The sequence below is a fragment of the Streptomyces sp. NPDC056161 genome, assembly GCF_042268025.1.
Classification (GTDB): domain Bacteria; phylum Actinomycetota; class Actinomycetes; order Streptomycetales; family Streptomycetaceae; genus Streptomyces.
This window is the reverse complement of the sequence record NZ_JBHJUV010000003.1, coordinates 99871-124201: the sequence shown is the minus strand read 5'-3', so window position 1 is coordinate 124201 and position 24331 is coordinate 99871. Positions and strand designations below refer to the sequence as shown.

The 24331-nt window shown below is 72.5% G+C and carries 21 protein-coding genes and 1 tRNA gene; 3 read left to right on the top strand and 19 right to left on the bottom strand.

The window, feature by feature from the left end; translation table 11 throughout:
* Nucleotides 1–21 precede the first annotated feature (21 nt).
* Nucleotides 22–633 (bottom strand): nitrile hydratase subunit alpha, encoded by a 612-nt coding sequence (locus ACFC09_RS04205; RefSeq protein WP_376523813.1) that lies wholly within the window; start codon nt 631–633, stop codon nt 22–24.
* A gap of 143 nt (nt 634–776) precedes the next feature.
* Between ACFC09_RS04205 and ACFC09_RS04200 the strand changes: the two genes are divergently transcribed.
* On the top strand, nt 777–1265 hold the full coding sequence (locus ACFC09_RS04200) for an Lrp/AsnC family transcriptional regulator (protein ID WP_376523811.1): 489 nt from the start codon (nt 777–779) through the stop codon (nt 1263–1265).
* 62 nt (nt 1266–1327) lie between these two features.
* On the opposite strand, the gene ACFC09_RS04195 is transcribed toward ACFC09_RS04200, so the two are convergent.
* The 6 genes from ACFC09_RS04195 to ACFC09_RS04170 form a co-directional block, all read right to left on the bottom strand.
* A complete protein-coding gene (locus ACFC09_RS04195) occupies nt 1328–2119 on the bottom strand; it encodes a S16 family serine protease (protein WP_376523810.1) in 792 nt (263 codons plus the stop codon).
* A gap of 389 nt (nt 2120–2508) precedes the next feature.
* Nucleotides 2509–3150 carry an IclR family transcriptional regulator gene (locus tag ACFC09_RS04190; protein WP_376523808.1) on the bottom strand — a complete coding sequence of 214 codons (642 nt, stop codon included), beginning with the start codon at nt 3148–3150 and terminating at the stop codon, nt 2509–2511.
* Nucleotides 3151–3439: 289 nt separating this feature from the next.
* Nucleotides 3440–5245 carry a DEAD/DEAH box helicase gene (locus ACFC09_RS04185; protein WP_376523807.1) on the bottom strand — a complete coding sequence of 602 codons (1806 nt, stop codon included), beginning with the start codon at nt 5243–5245 and terminating at the stop codon, nt 3440–3442.
* Between the two features lie 178 nt (nt 5246–5423).
* Complete coding sequence (locus tag ACFC09_RS04180; RefSeq protein WP_376523805.1) at nt 5424–5798, bottom strand: type II toxin-antitoxin system death-on-curing family toxin; 375 nt, start codon at nt 5796–5798, stop codon at nt 5424–5426.
* Nucleotides 5798–5995, bottom strand: coding sequence for a hypothetical protein (locus ACFC09_RS04175; protein ID WP_376523803.1), 198 nt, complete (start codon nt 5993–5995; stop codon nt 5798–5800). The genes ACFC09_RS04180 and ACFC09_RS04175 overlap by 1 nt, the downstream gene beginning before the upstream one ends.
* 32 nt (nt 5996–6027) lie before the next feature.
* A complete protein-coding gene (locus ACFC09_RS04170; RefSeq protein ID WP_376523802.1) occupies nt 6028–7566 on the bottom strand; it encodes an MFS transporter in 1539 nt (512 codons plus the stop codon).
* Between the two features lie 256 nt (nt 7567–7822).
* Here ACFC09_RS04170 and ACFC09_RS04165 point away from each other — a divergent pair.
* Nucleotides 7823–7894: transfer RNA gene (locus ACFC09_RS04165), tRNA-Cys, on the top strand.
* Nucleotides 7895–7993: 99 nt separating this feature from the next.
* On the opposite strand, the gene ACFC09_RS04160 is transcribed toward ACFC09_RS04165, so the two are convergent.
* The 11 genes from ACFC09_RS04160 to ACFC09_RS04110 all read right to left on the bottom strand — a co-directional run bounded on the left by ACFC09_RS04160 (nt 7994) and on the right by ACFC09_RS04110 (nt 21946).
* Nucleotides 7994–9160 carry an SUKH-4 family immunity protein gene (locus tag ACFC09_RS04160; protein WP_376523800.1) on the bottom strand — a complete coding sequence of 389 codons (1167 nt, stop codon included), beginning with the start codon at nt 9158–9160 and terminating at the stop codon, nt 7994–7996.
* 267 nt (nt 9161–9427) lie between these two features.
* Nucleotides 9428–9991, bottom strand: coding sequence for an AAA family ATPase (locus ACFC09_RS04155; protein ID WP_376523798.1), 564 nt, complete (start codon nt 9989–9991; stop codon nt 9428–9430).
* On the bottom strand, nt 9988–12297 hold the full coding sequence (locus tag ACFC09_RS04150) for a xanthine dehydrogenase family protein molybdopterin-binding subunit (RefSeq protein ID WP_376523797.1): 2310 nt from the start codon (nt 12295–12297) through the stop codon (nt 9988–9990). Before ACFC09_RS04150 ends, ACFC09_RS04155 begins: the two co-directional genes overlap by 4 nt.
* Complete coding sequence (locus ACFC09_RS04145) at nt 12294–14360, bottom strand: 2Fe-2S iron-sulfur cluster-binding protein (RefSeq protein ID WP_376523796.1); 2067 nt, start codon at nt 14358–14360, stop codon at nt 12294–12296. The genes ACFC09_RS04150 and ACFC09_RS04145 overlap by 4 nt, the downstream gene beginning before the upstream one ends.
* Nucleotides 14357–15250: an FAD binding domain-containing protein gene (locus tag ACFC09_RS04140; protein WP_376523794.1), complete on the bottom strand. Its 894-nt coding sequence runs from the start codon at nt 15248–15250 to the stop codon at nt 14357–14359. Before ACFC09_RS04140 ends, ACFC09_RS04145 begins: the two co-directional genes overlap by 4 nt.
* 566 nt (nt 15251–15816) lie before the next feature.
* Nucleotides 15817–17499, bottom strand: a complete 1683-nt coding sequence (locus ACFC09_RS04135; protein ID WP_376523793.1) for a beta-N-acetylhexosaminidase — start codon at nt 17497–17499, stop codon at nt 15817–15819.
* A gap of 4 nt (nt 17500–17503) precedes the next feature.
* Entirely contained in the window at nt 17504–18349 is an 846-nt protein-coding gene (locus ACFC09_RS04130) for a carbohydrate ABC transporter permease (protein ID WP_376524104.1), read from the bottom strand.
* A gap of 14 nt (nt 18350–18363) precedes the next feature.
* Entirely contained in the window at nt 18364–19197 is an 834-nt protein-coding gene (locus ACFC09_RS04125) for a carbohydrate ABC transporter permease (RefSeq protein ID WP_376524102.1), read from the bottom strand.
* A 338-nt stretch (nt 19198–19535) separates the two neighbouring features.
* Nucleotides 19536–20831 carry an extracellular solute-binding protein gene (locus ACFC09_RS04120; RefSeq protein ID WP_376523791.1) on the bottom strand — a complete coding sequence of 432 codons (1296 nt, stop codon included), beginning with the start codon at nt 20829–20831 and terminating at the stop codon, nt 19536–19538.
* Between the two features lie 236 nt (nt 20832–21067).
* Nucleotides 21068–21343 (bottom strand): DUF3039 domain-containing protein, encoded by a 276-nt coding sequence (locus tag ACFC09_RS04115; protein ID WP_376523789.1) that lies wholly within the window; start codon nt 21341–21343, stop codon nt 21068–21070.
* A gap of 30 nt (nt 21344–21373) precedes the next feature.
* The gene (locus tag ACFC09_RS04110) at nt 21374–21946 is read right to left on the bottom strand and encodes a YqgE/AlgH family protein (RefSeq protein ID WP_376523787.1); all 573 of its coding nucleotides are present in this window, start codon (nt 21944–21946) and stop codon (nt 21374–21376) included.
* 318 nt (nt 21947–22264) lie between these two features.
* On the opposite strand from ACFC09_RS04110, the gene murA reads away from it, so the two are divergent.
* Entirely contained in the window at nt 22265–23605 is a 1341-nt protein-coding gene (murA, locus tag ACFC09_RS04105; protein ID WP_376523786.1) for a UDP-N-acetylglucosamine 1-carboxyvinyltransferase, read from the top strand.
* 317 nt (nt 23606–23922) lie between these two features.
* Here murA and ACFC09_RS04100 read toward each other — a convergent pair whose 3' ends face one another.
* A complete protein-coding gene (locus ACFC09_RS04100) occupies nt 23923–24204 on the bottom strand; it encodes an HU family DNA-binding protein (protein WP_351736298.1) in 282 nt (93 codons plus the stop codon).
* Between the last annotated feature and the right edge of the window lie 127 nt (nt 24205–24331).

Sequence of the window (24331 nt, the reverse complement as noted above, 5' to 3'; positions counted from 1 at the left end):
CGGTGGCCGTGTGCGGCGCTCTCACACGGCCGCCGTGCCGATGAGGGCGCGGCGGGTGACCGGGGCGGCGAGGGCCTGTTCGGTCAGGTGCCCGGTGCCCTCGGGGCGGCGCGGCAGGACCATGTAGCGGGTCTCGGCGCTGGAGTCCCGGACCGTGGTCTCCGTGCCGGCGGGCAGGATCGGGCCGAACTCGGCGAGCACGGCCCGTGGTTCGCGCACCACGCGGGAGCGGTACGCCTCGGACTTGTACCAGCTGGGCGCCGGCCCGAGGAGGTTGACGGGGTAGCAGCAACAGAGCGTGCAGACGATGACGTTGATGGTTCCGTCCAGCGCCCCGCCGGAGAGGAGTCCCTTCTCCTCCAGCCGGGTCTCCAGGCGCCGTACCCGCCGGGCGACGGTCGCGTCGGAGTGGTCACCGCCACCGCTCATCGGTCCGGTCCTCGCGTCCCGGAACTCGTCGGCGGTGAAGATCCCTGCTGAAGATCCCTGCCCGCGCGGGGCGTTGGCGAGACCGAGGACCCGGGCCTCCCGGTCGGCGTGGAAGGGTTCGCAGTCGTCGGTGGTGTCGATGGCGTCGGTGGTGTCGATGGCGTCGCACCCCCGCGTGCCGCCCACGTCGTTGATCCCGGCCATACGGTCAGGTGGGACGGGACGGGCGGACGCGCGGCGGTGCTCGGCACAGTGCACGGTGGTCCGGGTATCCGCTGGGCAATACGCTGATCGGTACGGCCGTACCGGCAGTTCTTGTCCACCTGATGACCACGGCGGGAGACCGAATGTCGATCGATCGTCTGGACGGGCGGATCATCGTGCTGCTGGCGCGGGAGCCGCGGATCGGGGTGCTGGAGATGTCCCGTCGGCTGGGGGTCGCCCGGGGGACCGTGCAGGCGCGGCTGGACCGGCTCCAGTCGAACGGGGTCATCCGCGGCTTCGGCCCGCAGGTCGATCCGGCGGCCCTCGGCTACCCCGTCACCGCCTTCGCCACGCTGGAGATCCGGCAGGGGCAGGGACCGGACGTCCGCGCGCACCTGGCGACCGTGCCGGAGGTGCTGGAGCTGCACACCACCACCGGGACCGGGGACATGCTGTGCCGGCTGGTGGCCCGTTCGAACGCCGATCTCCAGCGGGTGATCGACCGGGTGGTCGGCTTCGACGGCATCGTCCGGGCCGCCACGGCGATCGTCATGGAGAATCCCGTTCCGCTGCGGATCATCCCGCTGGTGGAGCAGGCGTCACAGGACCGGGAGGGCGGTCGGCCCGCCTAGGGACGTGCCGCCGGTACGCAGCCGGGGCGGACGCCCGTCACCCGCGCCCGGCGGCAAAACGCTCAGCAGCTCGGGACCGAGGAGTTCCCCTTCTCCAGCGCCACCAGGGAGTCCACCGCTCCCTTGAGCGTGCTGACGGGGACCAGCCTGAGGCCCTTCGGCAGTTCCGCCTTGGCGTCGCTGCACTCGGCCTTCGGCACCAGGAACACCGTCGCCCCGTCCCGCCGGGCCGCCTGGGTCTTCAGGGCCACGCCGCCCACCGCGCCGACGGTGCCGTCGTCGCCGATCGTGCCCGTGCCGGCGATGGTACGGCCGCCGGTGAGGTCGCCGCCGCTGCCGTTGCCGTCGAGCTTGTCCACGATCCCGAGGGAGAACAGCAGACCGGCGCTGGGACCGCCGACGTCCGCGAGCTTCAGCGTGACCTTGACGTTCTTGTCGGTCACGTCGAGGTACCGGAGCGCGGCCCGGCTGGCGGCGTCCTGGGACTGCTGCATCTGCTCGACGTTGTGCTGCTCGATCTCCTTGACGCTGCCCCCGCTCGGATACACGGAGTCGCGCGGCATGACCGCCCGGTCCGTGCGGAACCAGCTGTCGACGACATCGCCGAGCGAGACGTCCGTGTCCGGGGAGGTCGCCTCGATGGTCGTCATGCGCAGCTGGCCGGTCGTCCGCCGGGTCGGCGCGCCGGAGATCGTGATCACCTGGGTGCCCTGGTTCTCGCCGAGGACGTTCGCGGTCATCCCCGGCTGCGCCACCGCGAAGGGCAGCGGCGCGAGTACCGCGGTGGCGATCAGTGCCACGACGGGCAGGGCGCAGACGGCGACGGCCTGGAGGCGCGTGAGACGAGAGAGCACGAGGTCAATCTAACGCGACAACCACACAAGGCCGCCGCCCGCCCGATCAGGCCGCCGTCCACGGTGCCGGGGACGCCGTACGGAGCCGGGTCGACGCCCGACCGCGAGGACACCGTACGGAGCCAGACCGGCCTACGGAGCCAGACCGACGTACGGAGCGAGGACGACGCACGGAGACAGGCCGACCGTACGAAGCGAGAACGACGCACGGCCGCAGGCCCGCGCACGGAGCGAGGACGCACGGAGCCGGGCCGACCGTACAGAGCGAGAACGACGCACGGCCCCAAGCCCGCGCACGGAGCGAGAACGACGCACGGAGCCGGGCCGGCGTGCGGTGCCGGGTCGACGCCCGGCCCGCGCGGCCCGCGCGGCCGTGTCGCTCGTCGGGCTCAGCGCAGTGCCTCCGCGACCTCGCGGGCCGCGTCCACGACCCGGGTGCCCACCCGCTCCGGGACGGAGTCCGACAGCATCACCACCCCGACGCTGCCCTCCACCCCGGTCACCCCGATCAGCGGCGCCGCCGCCCCGCAGGCCCCGGCCTCCAACTCGCCGTGCGTCAGCGTGTAACCGGGTTCCGCGGGCGGTATCTGCCGGGCCGAGAGGATCGCCCGGCCCGCGGCCCCCCGGTCCAACGGGTGCCGGAACCCCGCCCGGTACGCCACGTGGTACTCCGTCCACGTCGGCTCGACCACCGCGACCGCCAGCGCGTCCGCGCCGTCCACCAGCGTCAGATGTGCCGTCGCCCCGACGTCCTCGGCCAGCGACCGCAACGCGGGCAGCGCGGCCTCCCGCACCAGCGGATGCACCTGCCGCCCCAGGCGCAGCACACCCAGCCCGACCCGGGCCCGGCCGCCCAGGTCGCGCCGGACCAGCGCATGCTGTTCGAGCGTGGCGAGCAACCGGTACACCACGGTCCGGTTCACCCCCAGCCGGTGGGACAGCTCGGTGACCGTCAGCCCGTGGTCGGTGTCGGCCAACAATTTGAGGACGCGCAGTCCTCGGTCGAGCGTCTGGGAGGTCTCCGCGGTCACGACGCCCACTCCTTTGGTGGTGAGGTCGGTGGCCCCTGCTGGAGGACGCGTGCCGAGTCCCGTCAGCGACGCGCTTCAGTGGCCGCCGATCGGCAGGACGGCTCGGCGGCTCCGAGCCCAGTCGCTTCACGACTGCGCTCCGCGGCGGCACTGCCACGGGGCGTGTGCGTAGCCGGACAGTAGCGAAGCGGGTTCGCTGAGCGGAAGCCTCCGTCCAGAATCCGGGCAGCAGTTGATCCGGACTGCCCGCCTTCGTCCTGATACGCCGAGTGCCCGAACGGGCAACCCGTCACCGCATCCGCGTCGCCCACTCCTGCACTTTGGCGATCCGCTGCCGCAGCTGACCGGCCGTCGCCTCGGCGCTCGGCGGCCCGCCGCAGACCCGCCGCAGCTCGGTGTGGATCACCCCGTGCGGCTTGCCGCTCTGATGGACGTACGCGCCGACCATCGTGTTGAGCTGCTTGCGCAGCTCCATCATCTCCTTGTGACTGACCACCGGGCGCCGCTCGGCGGGCAGTTCGAGCAGGTCGGCCTCGGTGTCCGGCTTCTTGCGGCTGTGCGCGATCTGCCGGGCCTGCCGCTTCTGCAACAGCATCTGCACCTGGTCGGGCTCCAACAGCCCGGGGATCCCGAGGTAGTCCTGCTCCTCCTCGCTGCCCGGGTGGGCCTGCATGCCGAACTCGGCCCCGTCGTAGAGGACCCGGTCGAAGACGGCGTCGGACTCCAGCGCCTCGAAGGGCAGCGTGTCCTGCTCGCCGGTGTCCTCGTCCTGTTCCTGGTTCGCCTCCGCCATCTCCTTCTCGGATTCGGCGTACGGGTCCTCCTCGCCCTCCTTCTTCGGCTTGTCGAGGGCGTGGTCGCGCTCCACCTCCATCTCGTTGGCGAAGGTGAGCAGGTCCGGAATGGTCGGCAGGAAGACGGAGGCGGTCTCGCCGCGCCGCCGGGAGCGCACGAACCGGCCGACGGCCTGGGCGAAGAACAGCGGTGTGGAGATGGTCGTGGCGTAGACGCCGACCGCGAGCCGGGGCACGTCGACGCCCTCGGAGACCATGCGGACGGCGACCATCCAGCGGTCGGTGTTCTCGCTGAACTCGTCGATCCTCTTCGAGGCGCCCACGTCGTCGGAGAGGACGACGGTCGCCCGGCTGCCGGTGATCTCCCGGATGAGCTTGGCGTAGGCGCGCGCCGAGTCCTGGTCGGAGGCGATGACGAGCGCCCCGGCGTCCGGGACGGCCTTGCGGACCTCGGTCAGCCGCTGGTCGGCGGCGCGCAGCACGCTCGGCATCCAGTCACCGCGCGGGTCGAGCGCGGTACGCCACGCCTGGCTGACGGCGTCCTTGGTCATGGGTTCGCCGAGCCGGGCGGCGACCTCGTCTCCGGCCTTCGTACGCCAGCGCATGTTGCCGCTGTAGGAGAGGAAGATGACGGGCCGCACCACCCCGTCCGAGAGCGCGGATCCGTAGCCGTACGTGTAGTCGGCGGCGGAGCGGCGAATTCCGTCCTGCCCTTCCTCGTACGCCACGAAGGGGATGGGGTTGGTGTCGGAGCGGAACGGGGTACCGGTGAGCGCCAGCCGCCGCGTGGCGGGTTCGAATGCCTCCAGGCATGCCTCGCCCCAGGACTTGGAGTCACCGGCGTGGTGGATCTCGTCCAGGATGACGAGCGTCTTGCGCTGCTCGACGCGGTTGCGGTGCAGCATGGGGCGGACGCCGACACCGGCGTAGGTGACGGCGACCCCGTCGTAGTCCTTGCCGAGCGGGCCCGCGCTGTACTCGGGGTCGAGCTTGATCCCGACCCGTGCGGCCGCGTCCGCCCACTGCTTCTTCAGGTGCTCGGTCGGCGCGACCACGGTCACCTGCTGGACGACGTGGTGGTGCAGCAGCCAGGACGCCAGGGTGAGCGCGAAGGTCGTCTTGCCGGCGCCGGGTGTGGCGACGGCGAGGAAGTCGCGCGGTTGCTCCTGGACGTACCTCTCCAGCGCCCCCTGTTGCCAGGCACGCAGCTTGCCGGCGGTGCCCCAGGGCGCGCGGCCGGGGAAGGCGGGTGACAGGTGGTGCGAGTGCGACGCGTTGGAACTGGCGGCGGTGGTAGTCACGGTCTCCGTGGAGGGTGGGTGCGGGTCGGTGCGATGGGCCCCGCCCGGCGCGTCGGACCGGGTGGTGCCGGGTGACGTGCGAACGGCTCGGCCGCGTATGACAACCCGGCCACCTTACCGGCGGCCGGGTCGTGGCCGTACGCGGGCCGGGCGGGGTCATCCCGGGTTGGGACTCACGTCACAGTTGGCCCGCGAAGCGCGGCAGCTGAGTTGCGATCTTGGGTACGTCCAAGGCGCCCTGGCAGACGTCCAGCACGAAGCGCTCCGCCTCGTCGACGTCGAAGTCCGGGTCCAGAGGGTGCCCGTTCATGTGCAGGAAGACCCAGGTCGCGTACCAGGCGAGGCGCTTGTTCCCGTCGATGAGAGCGTGGTTGCGAGCCAGGGACTCCATCAGCGCGGCGGCCTTCTGCCAGACGTCCGGGTAGGCGTCCTGCCCGAAAACGCTCGCCTGCGGGCGTGCGAGGGCGGAATCCAGCAGCCCGTAGTCGCGCACCTCGTCCGCCCCCAGCCGCTTCGCGAGGTTCAGCAGTTCGGGCAGAGTGAGGTAGTGCATCAGGCGAGCCTCCGGTTCAGCTCGGCGCTCGCCCTGAGTACGTGCTCGGCCGCCTCGTTGAACAGCCGCGAGTGCTCGTTTATGGCCGCCAGCACCGCGTCGTGCGCGAATGCCTGCATGCTGCGCCCCTCCGCCTGTGCGCGCTCTCGCAGTGCGTCGAGTTCTTCATCCGTGAACCGCAGGTTGAGTCCAGCCATGCCGCGATGGTACCGCGTGGTACTACCCGGTGTCACCGTGACTTCGTCTGCAGCCGCGTCGTCACCCACGCCCCCACCAGCGCCACCGCCGCCATCGGCAGGAACACCGCGGCGAACGCCGCCGGGTGGCCGCCCGCGCCGGTCGTGGCGCTCCCGGCCGCCGAAGCAGTCATGCTGCCGCCGCCCAGCGCGGCGAACGCGGCGCCCGTCACCGCGAGCAGGACGACGTTGGACAGGCCGTCGGACATCTGGAGGGCGGCGGAGTTGGCGCCCGCCTCCTTGGGGGCGGACAGCCGCAGCAGGAGCACGCTGCTGGAGGAGATCACCAGCCCCATGCCGAAGCAGCCGAAGCCCCACGCCACGGCGACGATCCAGGCGGGTACGGCGGGCAGCAGCACGCTGGACGCGGTGGTGATCGCGGTCGCCGTCAGCACCATGCCGAGGGTCATGAGCCGCTCCCGGTACGGTTCGCAGCGCGGCCGGGACTGCACCCAGGACCCCAGGGCCCAGGTGCCGCCGCCCGCCGCCAGCGAGAACCCGGCCAGCGTCGGCGACAGCCCGCGCTGTGTCACCAGCATCAGCGGGACGAACGACTCGGCCGCGATGAAGGATCCCGCGGCCAGGCCGCGCAGCAGGACCACCGAGGGCAGCCCGCGCGCGGCCCGGTAGGTGCCGCGGGGCAGCAGCCCGAGCACGGCCGGCACCAGCAGGGCAGCGCCGGCCACCGCGGGGAGGAGCGAGATCCAGCGCAGGTCCTGCGCGGCGAACTGGAGCAGCCCCGCGCCCAGGGAGATGGCGAAAGCCAGCCGGATGCGGCGGTCGCGCGAGCCGGGCGCCTCGCCGCCGGCCGCGTCGCCGTCCCGGGCCACGGGGTCCACGGGGCCGGCCGCGCGCCGCCGTATCTGCGGCAGCGCGAGCGCCAGTGGGAGCACCACCAGCACCGGTATCGCCAGGAACACCCAGCGCCAGCCCAGGTGCTCGGTGACCGCGCCCGCCGCGAGCGGGCCGACGATCGACGGGACGACCCAGCCCGCCGCGAACGCCGCCATGATCGCCGGACGCAACCGCTCCGGATAGGCCCGCCCGACGACGACGTAGAGCGCGACGATCACCAGTCCCCCGCCGAAGCCCTGCACGGCCCGCCCGAGGATGAACACCCACATCGACCCGGCGGACCCGGCGAGCACCAGGCCCGCGGCGAAGGAGCCGATCCCCGCGGTCAGCGCCCCCAGCGGCCCCCGGCGGTCGGACCACTGCCCCGCGAGCACCATGCCGAACAGGCTGGTGGTGAAGTAGCCGGAGAACGCGAACGCGTAGAGGGACAGCCCGTCCAGTTCCCGTGCGGCGACCGGCATCGCCGTGCCCACCGCGGTCGCCTCGAAGGCGATGAGCAGCACCACCGAGACGATCCCGATGCTCAGCGCCCGGTGGGTGCGCCCCAGCACCCCTTCGCCGACGCCGTCCCCGGATCCGTCCCTGTGTCCGTCCGCGAGTTCGCTGGCGGGTTCGCTCGCGGGTTCATCGGCGGGTTCGTTCGCGACTCCGGTGTCGCTCGGCTCATGGGCGGTCATGTCGGCCAGCGTAGGACCCACCACTGACATCGGCCCCTGTCGTGAGTCGCCTCTCACCTGCGACCTTGGTCGTAGTCCCGTGGTGTGGCGGCCCTTCCCGAGCGACGGGACGTGCGCTCACCGGTCGTCGTCCCGCGACCGGCCCGGCCCTCGGCCGGCCGAACCGATTCATGAACGCCGTATGGCAGTCCCGTTGCAGCCCCCGCGCCACCCTTGATCCCCTCCCCCGCCCGCCCTACGTTCGTCACATCGACACGGCCGTGTGCCCGAGTGGTTCAGGGGCTCGCCTGCAAAGCGAGTTACGTGGGTTCGAATCCCGCCACGGCCTCTGGCTGCCTGACCGGCCCGCAGGGTCAGGTGTTTCCGTACGGCCGTACCGATCCCGGTCCGGTTCCCGCCATGGCCTGCCGTGGGCGGGCGGTGCGGTTCAGAGCACGCCGCCCGCCTCGTCCTGGAAGAGTTCCGTCCAGTAGTGCCAGTCCGCGTCCGAGGTCGTCGGGGTCGGGTCGATCGACGTGAGGGTCTGGATCATCGTCGTGGCCAACTGGTCGTAGGCGTCCGTCGTCAGCTCGTGGCCGAGGTGTGCGTCGATCGTGCGCTCGTGGTGCAGCAGCCACAGGGTGTAGGCGAGGGTGGAGACGTCCGTGTTGAGGAGGTACAGGGCGGCCTCGGGTTCGCTGAAGTTCAGGACCGCGCCCGTCGTGCCGTCGACCACCAGGCTGTTCTCCTCGGCGAGATGACCGAGCCGTATCAGCCGGTCGGCGTGCGCGGGGAGGTCCTCCAGGGGGTACTCGCCGAGGCGCTCGTCCCGGAAGTACTCGGTCAGCGTCTGTAGGGGTACGTCCGTGTCGAGGCGGAAGAGGATCGCGTCCTCGGGCAGCCCCGTCTCGCACAGGAAGCGGCGGGTCGGCTCGTGGGTGAGCGCGGCGGGGAAGTCGACCTCCTCGAAGCGGGCCACCCGACCCGGTCCGAACTCCTCGTCCAGGAGCCGGCCCGGCAGGTCCAGGGTGAGGCCGAGGGCCGTGCCGGGGCCCGCGACCAGGGCGAGCGGACGGATCAGCGCGGCGGCCTTCCAGTACGGCGGCACCTCGCCGTCCGTGCCCTCCTCGAAGAGGGTGAGCAGACGGCGGGACGCCTCGGTCGCCGCCTTGGTGCCGTGCCGGCCGGCGAAGGAGGCGAACCGGCCGCGCAGTCCGGCCAACTCCTCCGTGACCGCGGCGAAGCGCAGCAGGGTCTCCAGGGAGGGCGCGAGCGGGCGGCAGCCCGTCGGGGCGAACCGGCGGGCGGTGGTGATCTCGCCGGTGCCGCCGTCGAGCAGGATCGACTCGGTCCCGGCACCCGACGGGCCGAGGAGTTCCCCTATCACGAGCCGGTCCCGCAGTTCCCCCGCGAGGCGGGCCGGGCCGTCCGTGACGTCGGCAAGGGTGCGCAGGCCGGCCGTGCGCAGCGGCGCGAACGTCAACAGGCCGCTGTCGTCCGGCAGGCCGGGGCCGGTGAGCAGGCCGCGCGTGGGCGCGTGGGTGACGTAGAGGTCCAGCTCGGCCTCGGTCAGCGTGATCGCTGCGGCCCTGGTGTCGGTCGTGGTCGTGGTCATCGCTCCCCCGCGATTCCTGTCGTGCAGTTGTGCCGTCGTGCGTCGAGAAAAGTCGAGAAAAGTCGTCGTACGTCCGTTGCCGTGCCGGTCGACCGCCGTACCGCCGGGCCGTCGTACATGTCATGACGTCATACGGCGGCGAGCGCGGTCGTGTTCAGATCTGGGCGCGCGGGCACGTCCGGTCCTTCGGTGCGCTGTCCGAAGCAGCCGTCCCCACTGACCGCAACAGTACGCCGCCCCACTGACAACGCCCCGTGGAAAAGGACGTCAGGCGACCCTCGCACGTTCCGTCCCCGCCATGATCGTTTCCACCGTCTCCGTCACGGTCTGCGCCGAGGTGTCCAGCCACAGCCCGATCCGCGGTGTCCGCGGCGAGCGCAGTTCGGCGTCCAGCCGCGCGGCCGTCCAGGCCCCGTAGCCGGTCTTCGCCCGTCCCGCCTCCCGCGCCGCCACGGCGTCGGGGCCCGGCGCCAGGACCACGACGTACAGGGGGCGCGTGCGCACCAGTGCGACGTACGCCGAGAGATCGGCGCCGAGCAGCACGTCCTGCACCAGCGCGGTGAACCCGGCCGCCGCGTAGGTGTCCGCCGTCGCCGCCGACAGCCGGTGCCGCAGCCGGAGTTGGGCCACGGCCTCGGCTCCCGCGCCGGGGACGTACTCCTCGCGGCCGGAGACGATCATCCGGCGGAACAGGTCCCCGCGGACGTGGGCGGCCCGCGGCAGCCGCTCGGCCAGTGCCTGGGCGACGGCCGACTTGCCGGCCGCCATCACCCCGGTGACCACCACGACCCCGCCCGCCGCGAATCCCCGGGCGGGCCCGGGTGTGCTCATCGGTCCGTGACCACCGCGGCCTGCGGCCGGATCGGGAGGCGGTTGACGGGCCTGCCGGTCGCGGACCGCACGGCGGAGGCGATGGCCGCCGGTGAGGTGACGACGGGGACCGCGCTGACCGCCTTGGCGCCGAAGGGGGCGACCACGTCCCGCTCCTCGACCAGTTTGACGATCCGGATGTCCGGTGTGTCCAGGGCGGTCGGCAGCGCGTAGCCGGTGAGGTCGGGGTGGCGGATCAGGCCCCGGGGAGTGCGCAGGTTCTCGGTGAGCGCGATGCCGACCCCCTGGGTGACGCCCGCCTCGATCCGGGCGGTGAGCTGCGCCGGGTTGAGCACGCGGCCCACGTCCTGGGCGACGGCGAGTTCCACGACCCGTACCGAGCCGAGTTCGATGTCGACGTCGACCACCGCGCGTACGGCGCAGAAGGCGAGGCCCACGAAGGCGTCGCCCTGCCCGGAGCCGTCCAGCGGCTCGGTCGGGTGCGGGCGGCACTGGGCGGTGGCCCACAGCTCCTTGCCGTCCATCGCCTCCGTGACGGTGGTCGACAGGACGCCGTCGTACGAGGTGATCTTGCCGTCGGTGATCTGGAGCAGTTCGGTCGACATCCCGAACTTGTGCGCCAGCGGCTGGAGCAGTTGGGTGCGCACCATCTTCGCGGCCCGTTCGACCGCGCCGCCGGAGACCCAGGTGTGCCGGCCGCGGCAGCCCGGGCCCGCCGTGGGCTGGTCGGTGTCGACGGGCGCCACGTGCACCTCGTCGATGCCCAGGGTCTCCTGGACGATCTGCCGGGCGAGCGTGCTGAAGCCCTGTCCGGTCTCCACCGCCGCGCACAGCACGGTCGCGACCCCGTCCTGGACCTTGACGGTCGCCGTCGAGACCTCGTCGGCGCCCTCCGCGCCGAGCATGTGCACCATGCCCAGGCTGTAGCCGACGCCCCGGCGCACCGCGCCCGGCTCGCCCGCGCCCTCCAGGCCGCCGGGCAGCAGCCAGTCCTCCTCGGGGGTGTCCTTGGGGAGCGCGGGCAGCGGGAAGTCCCGGACCGCCTGGAGCAGTTCGGCGACCGGGGCCGGGCAGGTCACGGTCTGGCCGATGGGGAGTACGTCGCCGGTGGCGAGCGCGTTGCGCAGGCGCAGCTCCGCCGGTTCGACGCCGAGCTTCTTCGCGAGCTTGTCCATCTGCGCCTCGTAGGCGGCGCACACCTGCATCGCGCCTTCGCCGCGCACATGGCCGGAGGGCGGGTTGTTGGTGCGCACGGCCCAGCCCTCGATGAAGGCGTTGGGCACGACGTAGGGGCCGCAGGCGAAGGAGACGGCGGCGGCCAGCGCCTCGGCCGAGGTGTCCGCGTACGCGCCCGCGTCCAGCAGGATCTGCGCCTCGACCTTGACCAGCTTGCCCTCGGCGTCGGCGTGGTGGCGGTAGCGCAGCAGCGTGGGGTGCCGGTGGACGTGGCCCAGGAAGGACTCCTCGCGGGTCGCCGTCAGCTTCACCGGGCAGCCGGTCTTCAGCGCGAGCAGGCCGAGCGGGAGCTGGAAGCCCTGGTCCTCGCGGTCGGCGGTGGCGCCGGGGACACCGGTGACGACGATCTTCACCCGGTCGGGGGCCAGGCCGTAGCAGGCGGCGGCGGTGTCGCGGTCGGTGTGCGGGTCGGTGGAGGCCACGTACAGTTCGACGCCGCCGTCGGGGCGGGGCACCGCGAGGCCGGCCTCGGCGCCGATGGGCGCGGGGTCCTGGCGGCCGATGCGGTACAGGCCCTCGACGACGACCTCGCCGGCCGCCTCCGGGTCGCCGTGCCGCAGCGGGATGTGGCGGATCAGGTTGCCGTCGGGGTGCAGGGGTTCGGCCTCGAACGCCTGCTCAGGGTCGGTCACCGGGTCGAGCACCTCGTACTCGACGATGACGGCGGCGGCGGCCATCCGCGCGGTGTCCGGGTGGTCGGCGGCGACGGCCGCGATGGGCTCGCCGTGGTAGCGCACCACCTCGGACGCGAACACCGGGCGGTCGGGCGTGCCGCGGCCGTGGCGCGGGGTGCCGGGCACGTCCTCGTGGGTGATGACGGCCCGTACGCCGCGCATCGCGCGCGCGTGCGAGGTGTCGACGGAGACGATGCGCGCGTGCGGGTGCGGGGAGCGCAGCACGGCCGCCCACAGCAGCCCTTCGGCCCACAGGTCGGCGGCGTAGGGGAAGGTGCCCTCGGTCTTGGCGCGGGCGTCGGCCGGCAGCAGCGACACGCCGAGGCCGTGCGGAGGTTGTCCGGGGGCGTCGGCGGCTTCGGGGACCGTGGTCGCGGCGCCGGCTTCGTTGCTCACGCCTGGCCTCCGTCCTGGCCGTAGGGCTGGTCGTAAGGCTGGTTGTAGGGCTCGTCGTGCGGTCCGGGCGGGACCTGGGCGTCGAACGCCGAGGGGTGGACACCGCCGGCACCCGGGCCCGCCTGGTGCGGAATCCGTGTGCCGTCCGCGTCGGGCTCGGTGTCCGGCGCCTTGTGTGCCGCGCGTTCGGCGACGACCTCCTGTACGGCGTCCAGGACGCCCCGGTAGCCGGAGCAGCGGCACAGGTTGCCGCACAGCGCCTGACGCGCCTCCAGTTCGGTGGGGGCCGGGTTGCCCTCCAGCAGGTCGTGCACGGTCATCGCCATACCGGGGACGCAGAAACCGCACTGCACCGCGCCGCGCGCGGCGAGCGCCCGCTGGACGTCGGAGGGCCGGCCGTCGGCCGCGAGGCCCTCGACCGTGCGGACCTCGGCGCCGGCCGCGGTGACGGCGGGCACCAGGCAGGACGCGACGAGGCGCCCCTCCACCTGCACGTTGCAGGCACCGCATTCGCCCTGTGAGCAGCCGTCCTTGGCGCCGGCCAGCCCCAGTCGCTCGCGCAGCACGTACAGCAGGGACTCGCCGATCCAGGCGTCGGTGACGGGGCGGTCGGCGCCGTTGACCCGCAGGACGTAGGAGGCGAGGGGGTGGTCGTCGTGCGGGGCCGTGCCGGTGGCTTCGGCGTCCTCGGCGGGTTCGGCCTCGGCGTCGCCGGACGGGGTGTCGGAGCCGGCGGCCGTCGCGGGCGGCTGCCCGCCTTCCGGGCCGGTTCCGGCGGCGCCGGTCGCCTCGGCCCCCGCGGGGGGCTCAGCGGCCCCTTCAGCGGCCTCCTCGGCGCCTTCGGCGGTGCCGGGCGGCCCGCTCAGCACGGCGGGCCCGGCCGCACCCGGGGTTGCGGCGGTCCGGTCCGGTTCGTGGGAGGCCGGCGCGTCGGCCTCGGACAGAGCGCGGGCGGGGGCGTGTTCGGCCGTGGCGGCCGGAGCGGAGCCGGAGCGGGCGTCCGCGCCGGATCCGGCCGGGTCGGCGGCGGTGGTGCCGTGGTCGGCCGTGGGTCGGGGGGCGGGGGCCGCCGGGCCCGCGGCGCCCGGCCCGACGGGTCCTGCCTCGGGCGCGTGGCCGTCGTGCGGACGGATCGCCGTGCCGTGACCGGGCTGGAGTTGTCCTGCCTGGAGTTGTCCTGCCTGGGCGTGGTCCGTGGGGCCGATTGCCGTGGAGTCGTGGCCCGTGAGGTCGTGGCCCGTGAGGTCGTGGCCCGTGAGGTCGTGGCCCGTGAGGTCGTGGCCCGTGAGGTCGTGGCCTGTCGGGCCGTCAGCGGGCGGAGCCGCCGGGTCCGGTCCGGCCGGGGCCGTCGGGCCGTCCTGGTACGTCTCGGCGGGCAGGAACTGCTCCGGAGCGGTCTCCGGCGCACCCCCGGCCTGCTGTCCGCCCGCGCGCGGGGGCGCCGTCCGCTGCTCGGCGGGCGCCGCCTGCGCTCCCCAGGGCTGTCCCGCGGCCTCGGTCGCCCAGGGCGCGGGGGCGCCGCCGGGCAGCGTGGCCGGCGGCGTGCCGCCCCACTGCTCGACGAGGGAAGATGTAGTGAACTCGCCCGATTCGTCCGGTAGATCGCCCCCGGCGACGGGAATGGACCACTGGCCGGTCACGTCCTGGCCGGCCAGGTCCTGGCCGGGAGTGTGCGCCGACGGCGCGGCCTGCGCACCCGGCGCGGTCGGGTCCTCGTAGGTCCACTGCTGCGTGGCCGCCGGGTGGTACGTGAACCGGTCGCCCGCGCCCGGCTCCTGCGGCACGGCGTTCGGGTCGGCCCACTGGACGCCGTCGGCCGGCATCGACCAGCCGCCGGTGGCAGCCGGACCGGAGCCGGGGTCCCCGGCGGCCACCGTGATCGGCGGCGGCACATAGCCGTGGCCGGGCGCGGCGAGCGGGCTGTCGGCGGTCCGCAGGGCGCCGACGCCTCCCTCGGGGAGCTTCACGAAGGCGGTGGCGCCGTCGTCGTAACCGTCCTGGGGCAGCGGATCCCAGCGGCCGCCCGCCTGGGGCGGGTTCTCTCCGTGCTGGTCGTCGGTCACGACAGTGCCCTCCCCAGTGCTCGCCGGGCCAGCGCGGCGACGGTGCGCCGCAGGTGCAGTACGGCAGGCGGAAGCTGTGGTACGGAGCCGTCCTGCTCGGGGGCCGGGTCGGGGATGCAGGCCGCGGCCACGTACTCGCCGAAGGCGGTCAGCGCCTCGGGCACGATCGCGCGGTCGTTGTCCCAGTCGATCAGCCGGGCGACCCACTGCTCGGCCTCCAGGGGCCGCAGCGGCATCGGCGCTATGGCCCCCACGGCGCACCGCACTCCGCGCCGGGCGGGGTCGAGGACGAGCGCCACGGACGCCGCGGCCCGGCCGGGTCCGGTGCGCCCCGTCGCCTTCAGGAAGACCTGCGGGGCGTGCAGCAGCGGCACGCGCACGTAGCCGATGAGTTCGCCGCCGCGGAGCATGTCCACGCCCGCGAGCAGATGCGACACCGGGACCTCCCGGCGCGCTCCCTGCGCGCCCGCGATGACCAGGATCGCCTCCAGGGCGGCGAGGACCGGCAGCGCGTCCCCGGTGGGCGCGCCCGAGGCGATGTTGCCGCCCAGGGTGCCCGCGTTGCGGATGTGCGGCGGACCCGCGGCGCGCGCGGCGGCGGCGAGCGCCGGGATCAGGGCCGCGAAGTCCGGGCGGCCCATGCGCGCGTGCGTGAGGCCGGCGCCGAGGAGCGCGTGACCGTCCTGGTACTGCCAGCCGCGGATCTCACTGATCCGGCCGAGGCCGACCAGGGCGGCCGGCCTGAGCTGTCCGGAGTTGACGGCGGCCATGAGGTCGGTGCCACCCGCCACGGGGACGGCGGCCGGCATGGCGGTGAGCGCCGCCACGGCCTCGTCCAGCGTCGTGGGCAGCGTGACGGCCTGCGCCGCCTGCGGTGCGTGCGTGGTCAAACCGGCTGCCCCTTCCCGCTGCCCCACCTGGTCCCACCTGTGCTGCCGTACGGTACGTGCTGACAGGGCGGACGTGGCAACTCTGGCACATCTTCGCAGGGCCCGAACGCAGGGGTCCGCTAGGAGGCATTCGCCCGCCTCGCTGGGGAGATGGCCTGTTTTCACCCATCATCGCCGGTGCGCGGTGAATGACACTCTTCGGTGATTTCTGAGGGCTTTCTCCGTCATGTGTTCGGGTGCGCGGACGGGGGCGGCAATCAGCCACCAGGCGACCGACCGCGCGGCCTCGGCGGCGGGCCGCACCGCCTGGGCGGGCGGCCGTCGCGGTGACGACATCGGCGACGACAACCGGCCAAGCGCGAGTACGGCCGACCGTACGACGTCGACGGCCGGCCGCACCGGGTCGGCGGCGCCGACCACACCGATGGCGGGCCGCCACGCCGTACGCGGCCGGCCACACCCTTGGCGGCAGGCCACGCGCCCTTGGCGGGCAGGGCACCCACTTGACGGCAGGTCAGGCGCCCGCGGCCGGTCACGCTGGTCGCCGCCGCCCGGCCGCGGGAGGATCACCGGCTCGGGGGCGGTCCGTCCAGGGGCCGGCCCTGCACGCCGGGACGCTGCTGCCACGGCCGGGGCCCGGACGGCGGCCGGTAGTCGACGCCGAGGGCGTCGAGTCGCCGGTAGTGGGCGGCCATCCGGCGCTCGAATCCGGCGAAGTCCCGCTCCGCCGGCGCGGGCAGCCGACTCCAGGCCACCTCGGCGAACGCGGCCAGTCGGGGGAACGCCTGATAGTCCACGCGCGCGTGGTTCTCCATCACCTCGGTCCACAGGTTGGCCTGGGTGCCGAGCACGTGCTCGGCCTGCCGGGCGTCCAACTCCGGGGGAACGGGCTCAAAACGGTAGACGTCCTCCAGGGTGCGCACGAAGCCGATCGGTACGGGTTCGTCCGGGCCGGCGGCCTGCCGGTGGTCGAGGTAGACATGCTGCTCGGGGCAGACGACGACGTCGTGGCCGGCCCGCGCGGCGGCGATCCCGCCCTGGTAGCCGCGCCAGGACGCCACGGCCGCGCCCTTGGCGAGCCCACCCTCCAGGATCTCGTCCCAGCCGATGAGCCGCCGCCCGCGGTCCCGCAGCCAGTTGTCGAAGTGCGCGACGAACCAGGACTGCAACTCGTCCTCGTCGGCGAGCCCGAGTTCCTTGATGCGGGCCTGCGCGACCGGCGACCGCCTCCACTGGTCCTTGGGGCATTCGTCGCCCCCGATGTGAATGAACCCGGAGAACGGCAAGAGCCCTGTGACGTCCGCCGGGAAGAGTTCGAGGACTTCCTCCAGCACCCCTTCGAAGAAGTGCAGGGTGTTGTCAGTGGGGGCGAGTACGTTCGAAGAGACCCCCCAGGTGTCCCAGACGGAGAGGGCGGTGGTGTCGATGACGTCGGTGTTGCCGAGTTCCGGATACGCGGCGATGGCGGCCTGCGAGTGGCCCGGTACGTCGATTTCCGGGACGACGGAGATATGCCGCTCGGCGGCGTAGGCCACGATCTCCCGGATGTCGTCCTGGGTGTAGTAGCCACCGTGTGGCTTCTCCTCCCACAGCGGTGAGAACCGGTGACCGAATTTGGTCCGCGCCCGCCAGGCGCCGGTCTCGGTCAGCTTCGGGTGGCGCTTGATCTCCAGCCGCCAGCCCTGGTCGTCCGTCAGATGGAAGTGGAAGACGTTGAGTTTGTGCGCCGCCATCAGGTCCAGGTAGCGCAGGACGCCTTCCTTGGCCGTGAAGTGGCGGGCCACGTCGAGCAGGAGGCCGCGCCAGCGGAACCGCGGGGCGTCCTCGACGTCGGTGGCGGGCACGGTCCAGCGGCGGCCGGGGGCGAGCGGGGCGCGTCGGAAGGCGTCGGGGCCGAGCAGTTGACGCAGCGTCTGCGCGCCCCAGAACACGCCGGCCGGACCGCCGCCGCTCAGGGTGACGGCGGTCCGGTCGACGTGCAGCGTGTAACCCTCGGGACCGAGCCGGACGGTCTCGTCGGGCCGGATCCGCAGCCGGAGCGCCCCGCTGTCCGCTCCGTCACCGGGCGGCAGCGCGAACCCCGTCGCGGCCCCGAGCGTGCCGCGCAGCCAGCGGGCGGTGCCCTCGGTGCCGGGGCCCGCGTCGATCACCGTGGTCCCGTCGAGCACGAAGGCGCCCGAGGGGGCCGCCGCGCCGGTCGTCAGGGGAGCCGGGATCAGTTCCGTCGTAGAAGTCACGTCGCCACTCACGTCACTACTCCTTAACCGCTCCGCCCAGTCCGGAGACCAGGCGTCGTTGTACGAGTACGAAGAAGACCAGCACCGGAATCGTCATCACCGTGGACGCCGCCATGACCCCGCCCCAGTCCGGCTCGTCCGGCTTGTAGAAGACGAGCAGGGCCATCGGCAGGGTCGACTGCGAGGTGTCGCTGATGATGAAGGACTTGGCGAACAGGAAGTCGTTCCAGGCCGAGATGAAGGAAAACACGCTCGTGGCCACCAGGCCCGGGAAGACGAGCGGGAAAAGGATCTGCCACAAAAATCGCGCGCGGCTCGCCCCGTCGATGTACGCGGCCTCCTCCAGCGCGTCGGGCACCGCTTTCACGAACCCCCGCAGCATCCAGATCGCGAAGGGCAGCGAGAAGGCGATGTGCGGCAGGATCAGCGAGCCGAGCGTGTTCAGTTGGCCGAAGTCCCGCATGAGGAAGAACAAGGGGATCGTCAGGGCCTCGACCGGCACCGTCTGGGCCACCAGGAACATGATCAACAGCGTTGTCCGGAAACGGAAACGGAATCGCGTCACGGCGGTCGCCGCGAGAAACGCGATCAGCGCCGAGACGATCACGACGCTGCACGCGACGACGAGACTGTTGAGGAAGTAACGGCCGAATTCCTGCTGCCCGAACACCCGTCGGAAGGAGTCCAGGGAGGGCGTCGTGGTCCACGGCCGGGGGTGGTCCGACTCGATCTCGCCGGCCGGTTTGAAGGCGCTCAGCACCATCCAGTACAGCGGGAAGGCGACCACCGCGGCGACCAGGAGGGCTGTCGCCTCGGCCAGCGCGCGCCCCCTGCGGCGCGGCCCGCACGGAAAGCCGCGCACAAGATTCACGACGCTCACAGCTCCTCCCCCTGCCGGCGCAGCGACCGCAGGTACCCGAGCGTGACGGCGAGCAGGATCAGCAGCATCACGACGCCGATCGCCGAGCCGAGCCCGTACTGCGAGGACGCGAACGCCTGCTGGTACGCGTACACGTTCAGGACCAGGTTCTGTCCCGCGATGCCGCCGCCGTTCGTCATGACGTAGATCTGCGTGAACACCTTGAAGTCCCAGATGACCGATTGGATGGTGACGACCGCGAGGATCGGCCGGAGCATCGGGGCGAGCACGGACCGCCAGATCCGCCACTGCGAGGCGCCGTCCAGGGCGGCGGCCTCCAGGACCTCGGCGGGCACGGCGCGGATCCCGGCGTACACGGTGACCATCACGAACGGGAAGGAGCACCAGACCACTTCGAGGAGCACGAGGAGGAAGGCGCTGTAGCGGCCGTACGTCCACGAGTGGTCGCCCAGTCCGAGGACCCGGTTGACCGGGCCGAAGTCCGGGTCGAAGAGGAACAGCCAGACGGTGGAGCCGGTCACCGCGGGTGTCGCCCACGCGCCCAGCGCGGCCAGCATCAGCGCCAGCCGGGGCACGGCGCGTACGCGGGTGAGCAGGACGGCGAGGGCGCAGCCGACGGCGAGCGTGGCGCCGACGCAGGCCGCCGCGAAGACGACCGTGGCCAGCAGCACCTGCCAGAACTGGGTGTCCCCGAAGAGTTCCGCGTAGTTGCCGAACCCCTCGAAGGTGCTCGGCTCGCCGCCGCTGACCTGGGCCTGTGTGTACCGGAAGAAGGAGATCAGGCCCAACTGGTAGATGGGGTAGACGAGCAGCGCGCCGAGGACGGCCAGGGCGGGTGCGAGATAGAGCCAGGGGGTCCAGGCGCCGGCACCGCGCGCCCCGCGACGGCCCCGCGCGCCGGTGTCCCGCGACGCGCTGCGGGGGCCGGCCTCTCGCGAGGTACGCCGGAGGCCGGCGTCGCGTGCCGCCCGGCGGGAGCCGGAGCGGCGTGCCGACCGGCGGAGGCCGGGGTCGCCGGCCGCCCGCGGCCCGCTCACAGCGCCGGCCGCACTCGCCCCGGGCCCGACGCCGCCGGCGGCGGCGCCCTCCCCCGCACCGTCCCCGGCGGGGTCCACGGGGGCGCCGTCTCCCGTTCCCGGCTCGGGGGCGGTGCGCCCGTTCGGCCGGCTCACCCGGCGGAGCCGAACGCGTCGTCCATCTTCGCCGCCGCTTCCTCGGCGGCCGCCGGCACCTTCTTCTTGCCGCTGATGACCTCCTGGAACATGGTCGGCAGGACCAGGGAGGAGTCGATCTGGGACCAGGCGGGCGAGGCCGGTACGAACTTGGCGCCCGCGGACAGCGTCTGCACGAACGGCTTCACGTACGGCCGCTCGGCGGCGGCCTGGTCGCGCACGTCGGTGAAGGTCGGCAGGAAGCCCATCGCGTCGAACAGCGAGGACTGCGTCTCCTTCGACGCGAGGCGCTGCATCAGGTCGACGGCGAGGCTGCGGTGCGCCGTGCTCTTGAGCACGCCGATGTTGTTGCCGCCCGCGAACGCCGGGGCGATCGAGCCGGGCGTCACCCCGGGCAGCGGCACCACCGCGTACTTGCCCTTCACCTTCCCGGCCTCCACGGCCGCGTGGCTGAAGTCACCGCCGATCGCCATGCCCGCCTTGCCGGCCGCGAACACGGTGATCGTGTCGTTGCCGCCCATGCCCGCGCACTTGGCGGCGGGGCAGTTGTCGTCGGAGAACAAGGACGTGTACGCCTTGATGCCCTGCTGCGCGGCCGGGCTGTCGATGGCGGAGGTGTACGAACCGCCTTCGCGGGTCGCGAGTTCGCCGCCGCCCGCCCAGACGAAGGGCAGCGCGCCGTAGGTGTAGACGCCGCCGACGGCCAGGCCGTACAGGTCCGGCTCGGCCTTCCGGACGGCGCGGGCCGCGGTGGCCAGTTCGGCCATGGTCTTCGGGACGTCCAGGCCGAGTTCGTCGAAGACGTCGGTGCGGTAGTACAGGGCGCGGACGCCGACGTAGAGCGGCGCTCCGTAGATCCTGCCGTCCACGGTGACGGACTGCCGGGCGGTCGGGTCGGTGTCCTTGGCCTCCTTCCAGGCGTCGAACTCCTTGGTGACGTCGAGGAGCCCGCCGTCGTGGACGTAGCCGGCGGTGTCGGTGTTGCCGTACTCCATGACGTCCGGTGCGGACTTCGGGTCGTTGAAGGCGGCCTTGACGCGCTGGGCGCGGGTCTCGACGGGGATGTACTCGACGTCGACCCGCACCCCGTCGTGGTCCTTCTCGAAGTCGGCCGTGACGGCGTCGACGACCTTCTCCTTCGGCTTGTTGCCGACCTCCTGGAACAGCCACACGCGCACGGTGCCGCCCTTGTCGTCCTCGTCGGAGGCCGAGTTGGAGGACGACTGCGGGGCGCAGGCGGTGAGGAGCAGGGCGGTCAGTAGTGCGGGGGCGAACCGGGCGGACTGTTTCATCGTGATCCTCCGGGAGAGCGTTGCAACATACGCAATGACGATTTCGCTCTGCACAACAGGAGGAGGCTATGAAGTACCCGAACACGCCGACAAGAGGTCTGAACCACTCTGTGACCGGCGGGCGCACATCCCGCCCCACCGCATCACGACAAAGCCGTACACAACACGACAAAGGCCCCCGAGGTACGCATGAGCGCACCCGGAGGCCGCGGGGATCTCAGCCGGGGACGGGCCGGTTACTTGCCGTCGCCCTCGTCGCCGCCCTTGCCCATGGACTCGTAGATCTCCTTGCACATGGGGCACACGGGGTACTTCTTCGGATCGCGGCCGGGCACCCACACCTTGCCGCACAGCGCCACGACCGGGGTGCCGTCCAGAGCGCTCGCCATGATCTTGTCCTTCTGGACGTAATGGGCGAAGCGCTCGTGGTCACCGTCGCCGTGGGACACCTGCGGTGTCGGCTCTACGAGGGTCCCCGTACCAGTCCCGCGCTCGGGCTCAAGAGTGCTCATACCTGCCAGGGTACTGAAACGGCATCCGGATCAGTTGAGAGACGGGTCGTCCGGATACGTGGCCACCATCGCCAGTTCGCTGCGCTGACGGCGCAGCACCTCGCGCCACAGTCCCTCCGGGGCGGGCGAGGAGACGTCACCGGGCTCGGACTCCACGACGTACCAGGCGCCTTCCACCAGCTCGTCCTCCAACTGGCCGGGCCCCCAGCCGGCGTATCCGGCGAAGATCCTGAGCGAGCCGAGGGCCGAGGCGAGCAGTTCGGGCGGGGCCTCCAGGTCGACGAGGCCGATCGCGCCGTGCACCCGGCGCCAGCCCAGCGGGGCGCGCCCGCCACCGCTTCCACCTGGGATGACCGCGACGCCGAGCGCCGAGTCCAGCGACACCGGGCCGCCCTGGAAGACCACACCGGGCTCGCCGGCGAGGGCGGCCCAGCCCTCCAGGATGTCGCCCACATCCACGGGGGTCGGACGGTTGAGGACGACGCCGAGCGAGCCCTCCTCGTCGTGGTCGAGGAGGAGCACCACCGCGCGGTCGAAGTTCGGGTCCGCCAGGGCGGGTGTGGCCACGAGCAACCGCCCTGTGAGCGAGGACACCTCGGTCATGCCAGACATGATCCCGCATCTTCCCGCCGAGTGGGGAGCCAACCGGGGTAGGCGAGTGAATGGGGCGCGCATCACCTTCGGGGCCGAGGAGCGGCCTGGTGAGGGCGTTCTCCGGGGTGACGGCGGGGACGGCCGGGGCCTCGGCGGCGCCGCCCGGCCGCCTGACGCGGCCGGTGACGCCATGTGCCCGCCGGGGAACGGTTCGTGTTGTGACACAGCTATGACGCGACTGGGTGCCCATCGGGCTTACGGGAGGGGGGCGTACGGCGATTAGTCTGTCTCCCCTGGCCCTGCCCCACTCCACGGAACGCGAGTTACATGACCGTCACCGACGATGTCCTCCTTGTCCACGGCGGAACCCCGCTGGAGGGCGAGATCCGTCTCCGCGGTGCGAAGAACCTCGTGCCGAAGGCCATGGTCGCCGCCCTGCTGGGCAGCGGACCGAGCAGGCTGCGCAACGTTCCGGACATCCGGGACGTCCGGGTCGTCCGCGGATTGCTCCAGTTGCACGGGGTGACGGTCCGTCCGGGTGAGGAACCCGGCGAGTTGGTGCTGGATCCCACGCACGTGGAGAGCGCGAACGTCGCCGACATCGACGCCCACGCGGGCTCCTCGCGCATTCCGATCCTGTTCTGCGGCCCGCTGCTGCACCGGCTCGGGCACGCGTTCATCCCCGGCCTCGGCGGCTGCGACATCGGCGGCCGGCCCATCGACTTCCACTTCGACGTGCTGCGGCAGTTCGGCGCGGTCATCGAGAAACGCGCCGACGGCCAGTACCTGGAGGCGCCCAAGGGACTGCGCGGCACGAAGATCCGGCTGCCCTACCCGTCGGTCGGCACGACCGAGCAGGTGCTGCTGACGGCCGTACTCGCCGAGGGCGTCACGGAGTTGTCCAACGCGGCCGTCGAGCCGGAGATCGAGGACCTGATCTGCGTCCTGCAGAAGATGGGCGCCATCATCGCGCTGGACACCGACCGCACCATCCGCATCACCGGCGTGGACAGACTCGGCGGCTACGCCCACCGGGCGCTGCCGGACCGTCTTGAGGCCGCGTCCTGGGCGTCGGCGGCGCTGGCGACCGAGGGCGACATCTTCGTCCGCGGCGCCCAGCAGCGTTCGATGATGACGTTCCTGAACACCTACCGGAAGGTGGGCGGCGCCTTCGAGATCGACGACGAGGGCATCCGCTTCTGGCACCCCGGCGGCCAGCTGAAGTCCATCGCGCTGGAGACGGACGTGCATCCGGGCTTCCAGACCGACTGGCAGCAGCCGCTGGTCGTCGCCCTCACCCAGGCCACGGGCCTGTCCATCGTCCACGAGACGGTCTACGAGTCCCGGCTGGGCTTCACCTCCGCGCTCAACCAGATGGGTGCGCACATCCAGCTCTACCGCGAATGCCTCGGCGGCTCCGACTGCCGCTTCGGCCAGCGCAACTTCCTGCACTCCGCGGTCGTCTCGGGCCCCACCCGCCTCCAGGGCGCCGATCTGGTCATCCCCGACCTGCGGGGCGGCTTCTCCTACCTGATCGCCGCGCTGGCCGCGCAGGGCACCTCCCGGGTCCACGGCATCGACCTGATCAACCGCGGTTACGAGAACTTCATGGAGAAACTCATGGGCCTGGGCGCCAAGGTGGAGCTGCCCGGCAAGGCGCTCGGCTGACGCGCGCGCGGACGGCGGTGGCGCGCGACTGACAGGGCGCGCGGACGGCGGGGCCCCTCGGCTGACCGGGGGCCCCTCGGCTGACGTCGGCATTCGCTGACGTCGGTTCTCGTCGGCATCCGGCTGACGTCGGTTCCGGCTGACGCGGACGAGTGGTCCGTACCAGCGTCAGAGGTCCGTACCAGTCCGGAAACGAGTACGCCGAAACGAGTACGACGAAACGAGTACGACGAGAGGGGCGGCCACCCGGTCCGGGGGCCGCCCCTCTCGTGCCACTGCGTGCCGTACGCCGTCCCGTGACGCACGAACGGCAGGGGTTACTTGCCCTTGGCCGATTCCTTGAGCTTGCTGCCCGCGGAGACCTTCACGCTGTAACCGGCGGGGATGTTGATGGGCTCACCGGTCTGCGGGTTGCGGGCGGTGCGAGCGGCACGGTGGGTGCGCTCGAAGGTCAGGAAGCCGGGGATGGTGACCTTCTCGTCGCCCTTGGAGACGACGTCACCGACGACCTCGGCGAACGCGGCCAGCACGGCGTCGGCGTCCTTGCGGGTCACTTCGGCGCGGTCGGCCAGCGCGGCCACCAGCTCACTGCGATTCATGTTGTTACTCCCGTGTTCTTCTTGCTGTTGGGGCGTGCCACGCGGCGGAGCCGCAGATCAGGCACAGCGAAGCCGATGCGCTCGCGCCCAGAGACGCATCCTGCCCCCACCTGCGGCGGGAAAGCCA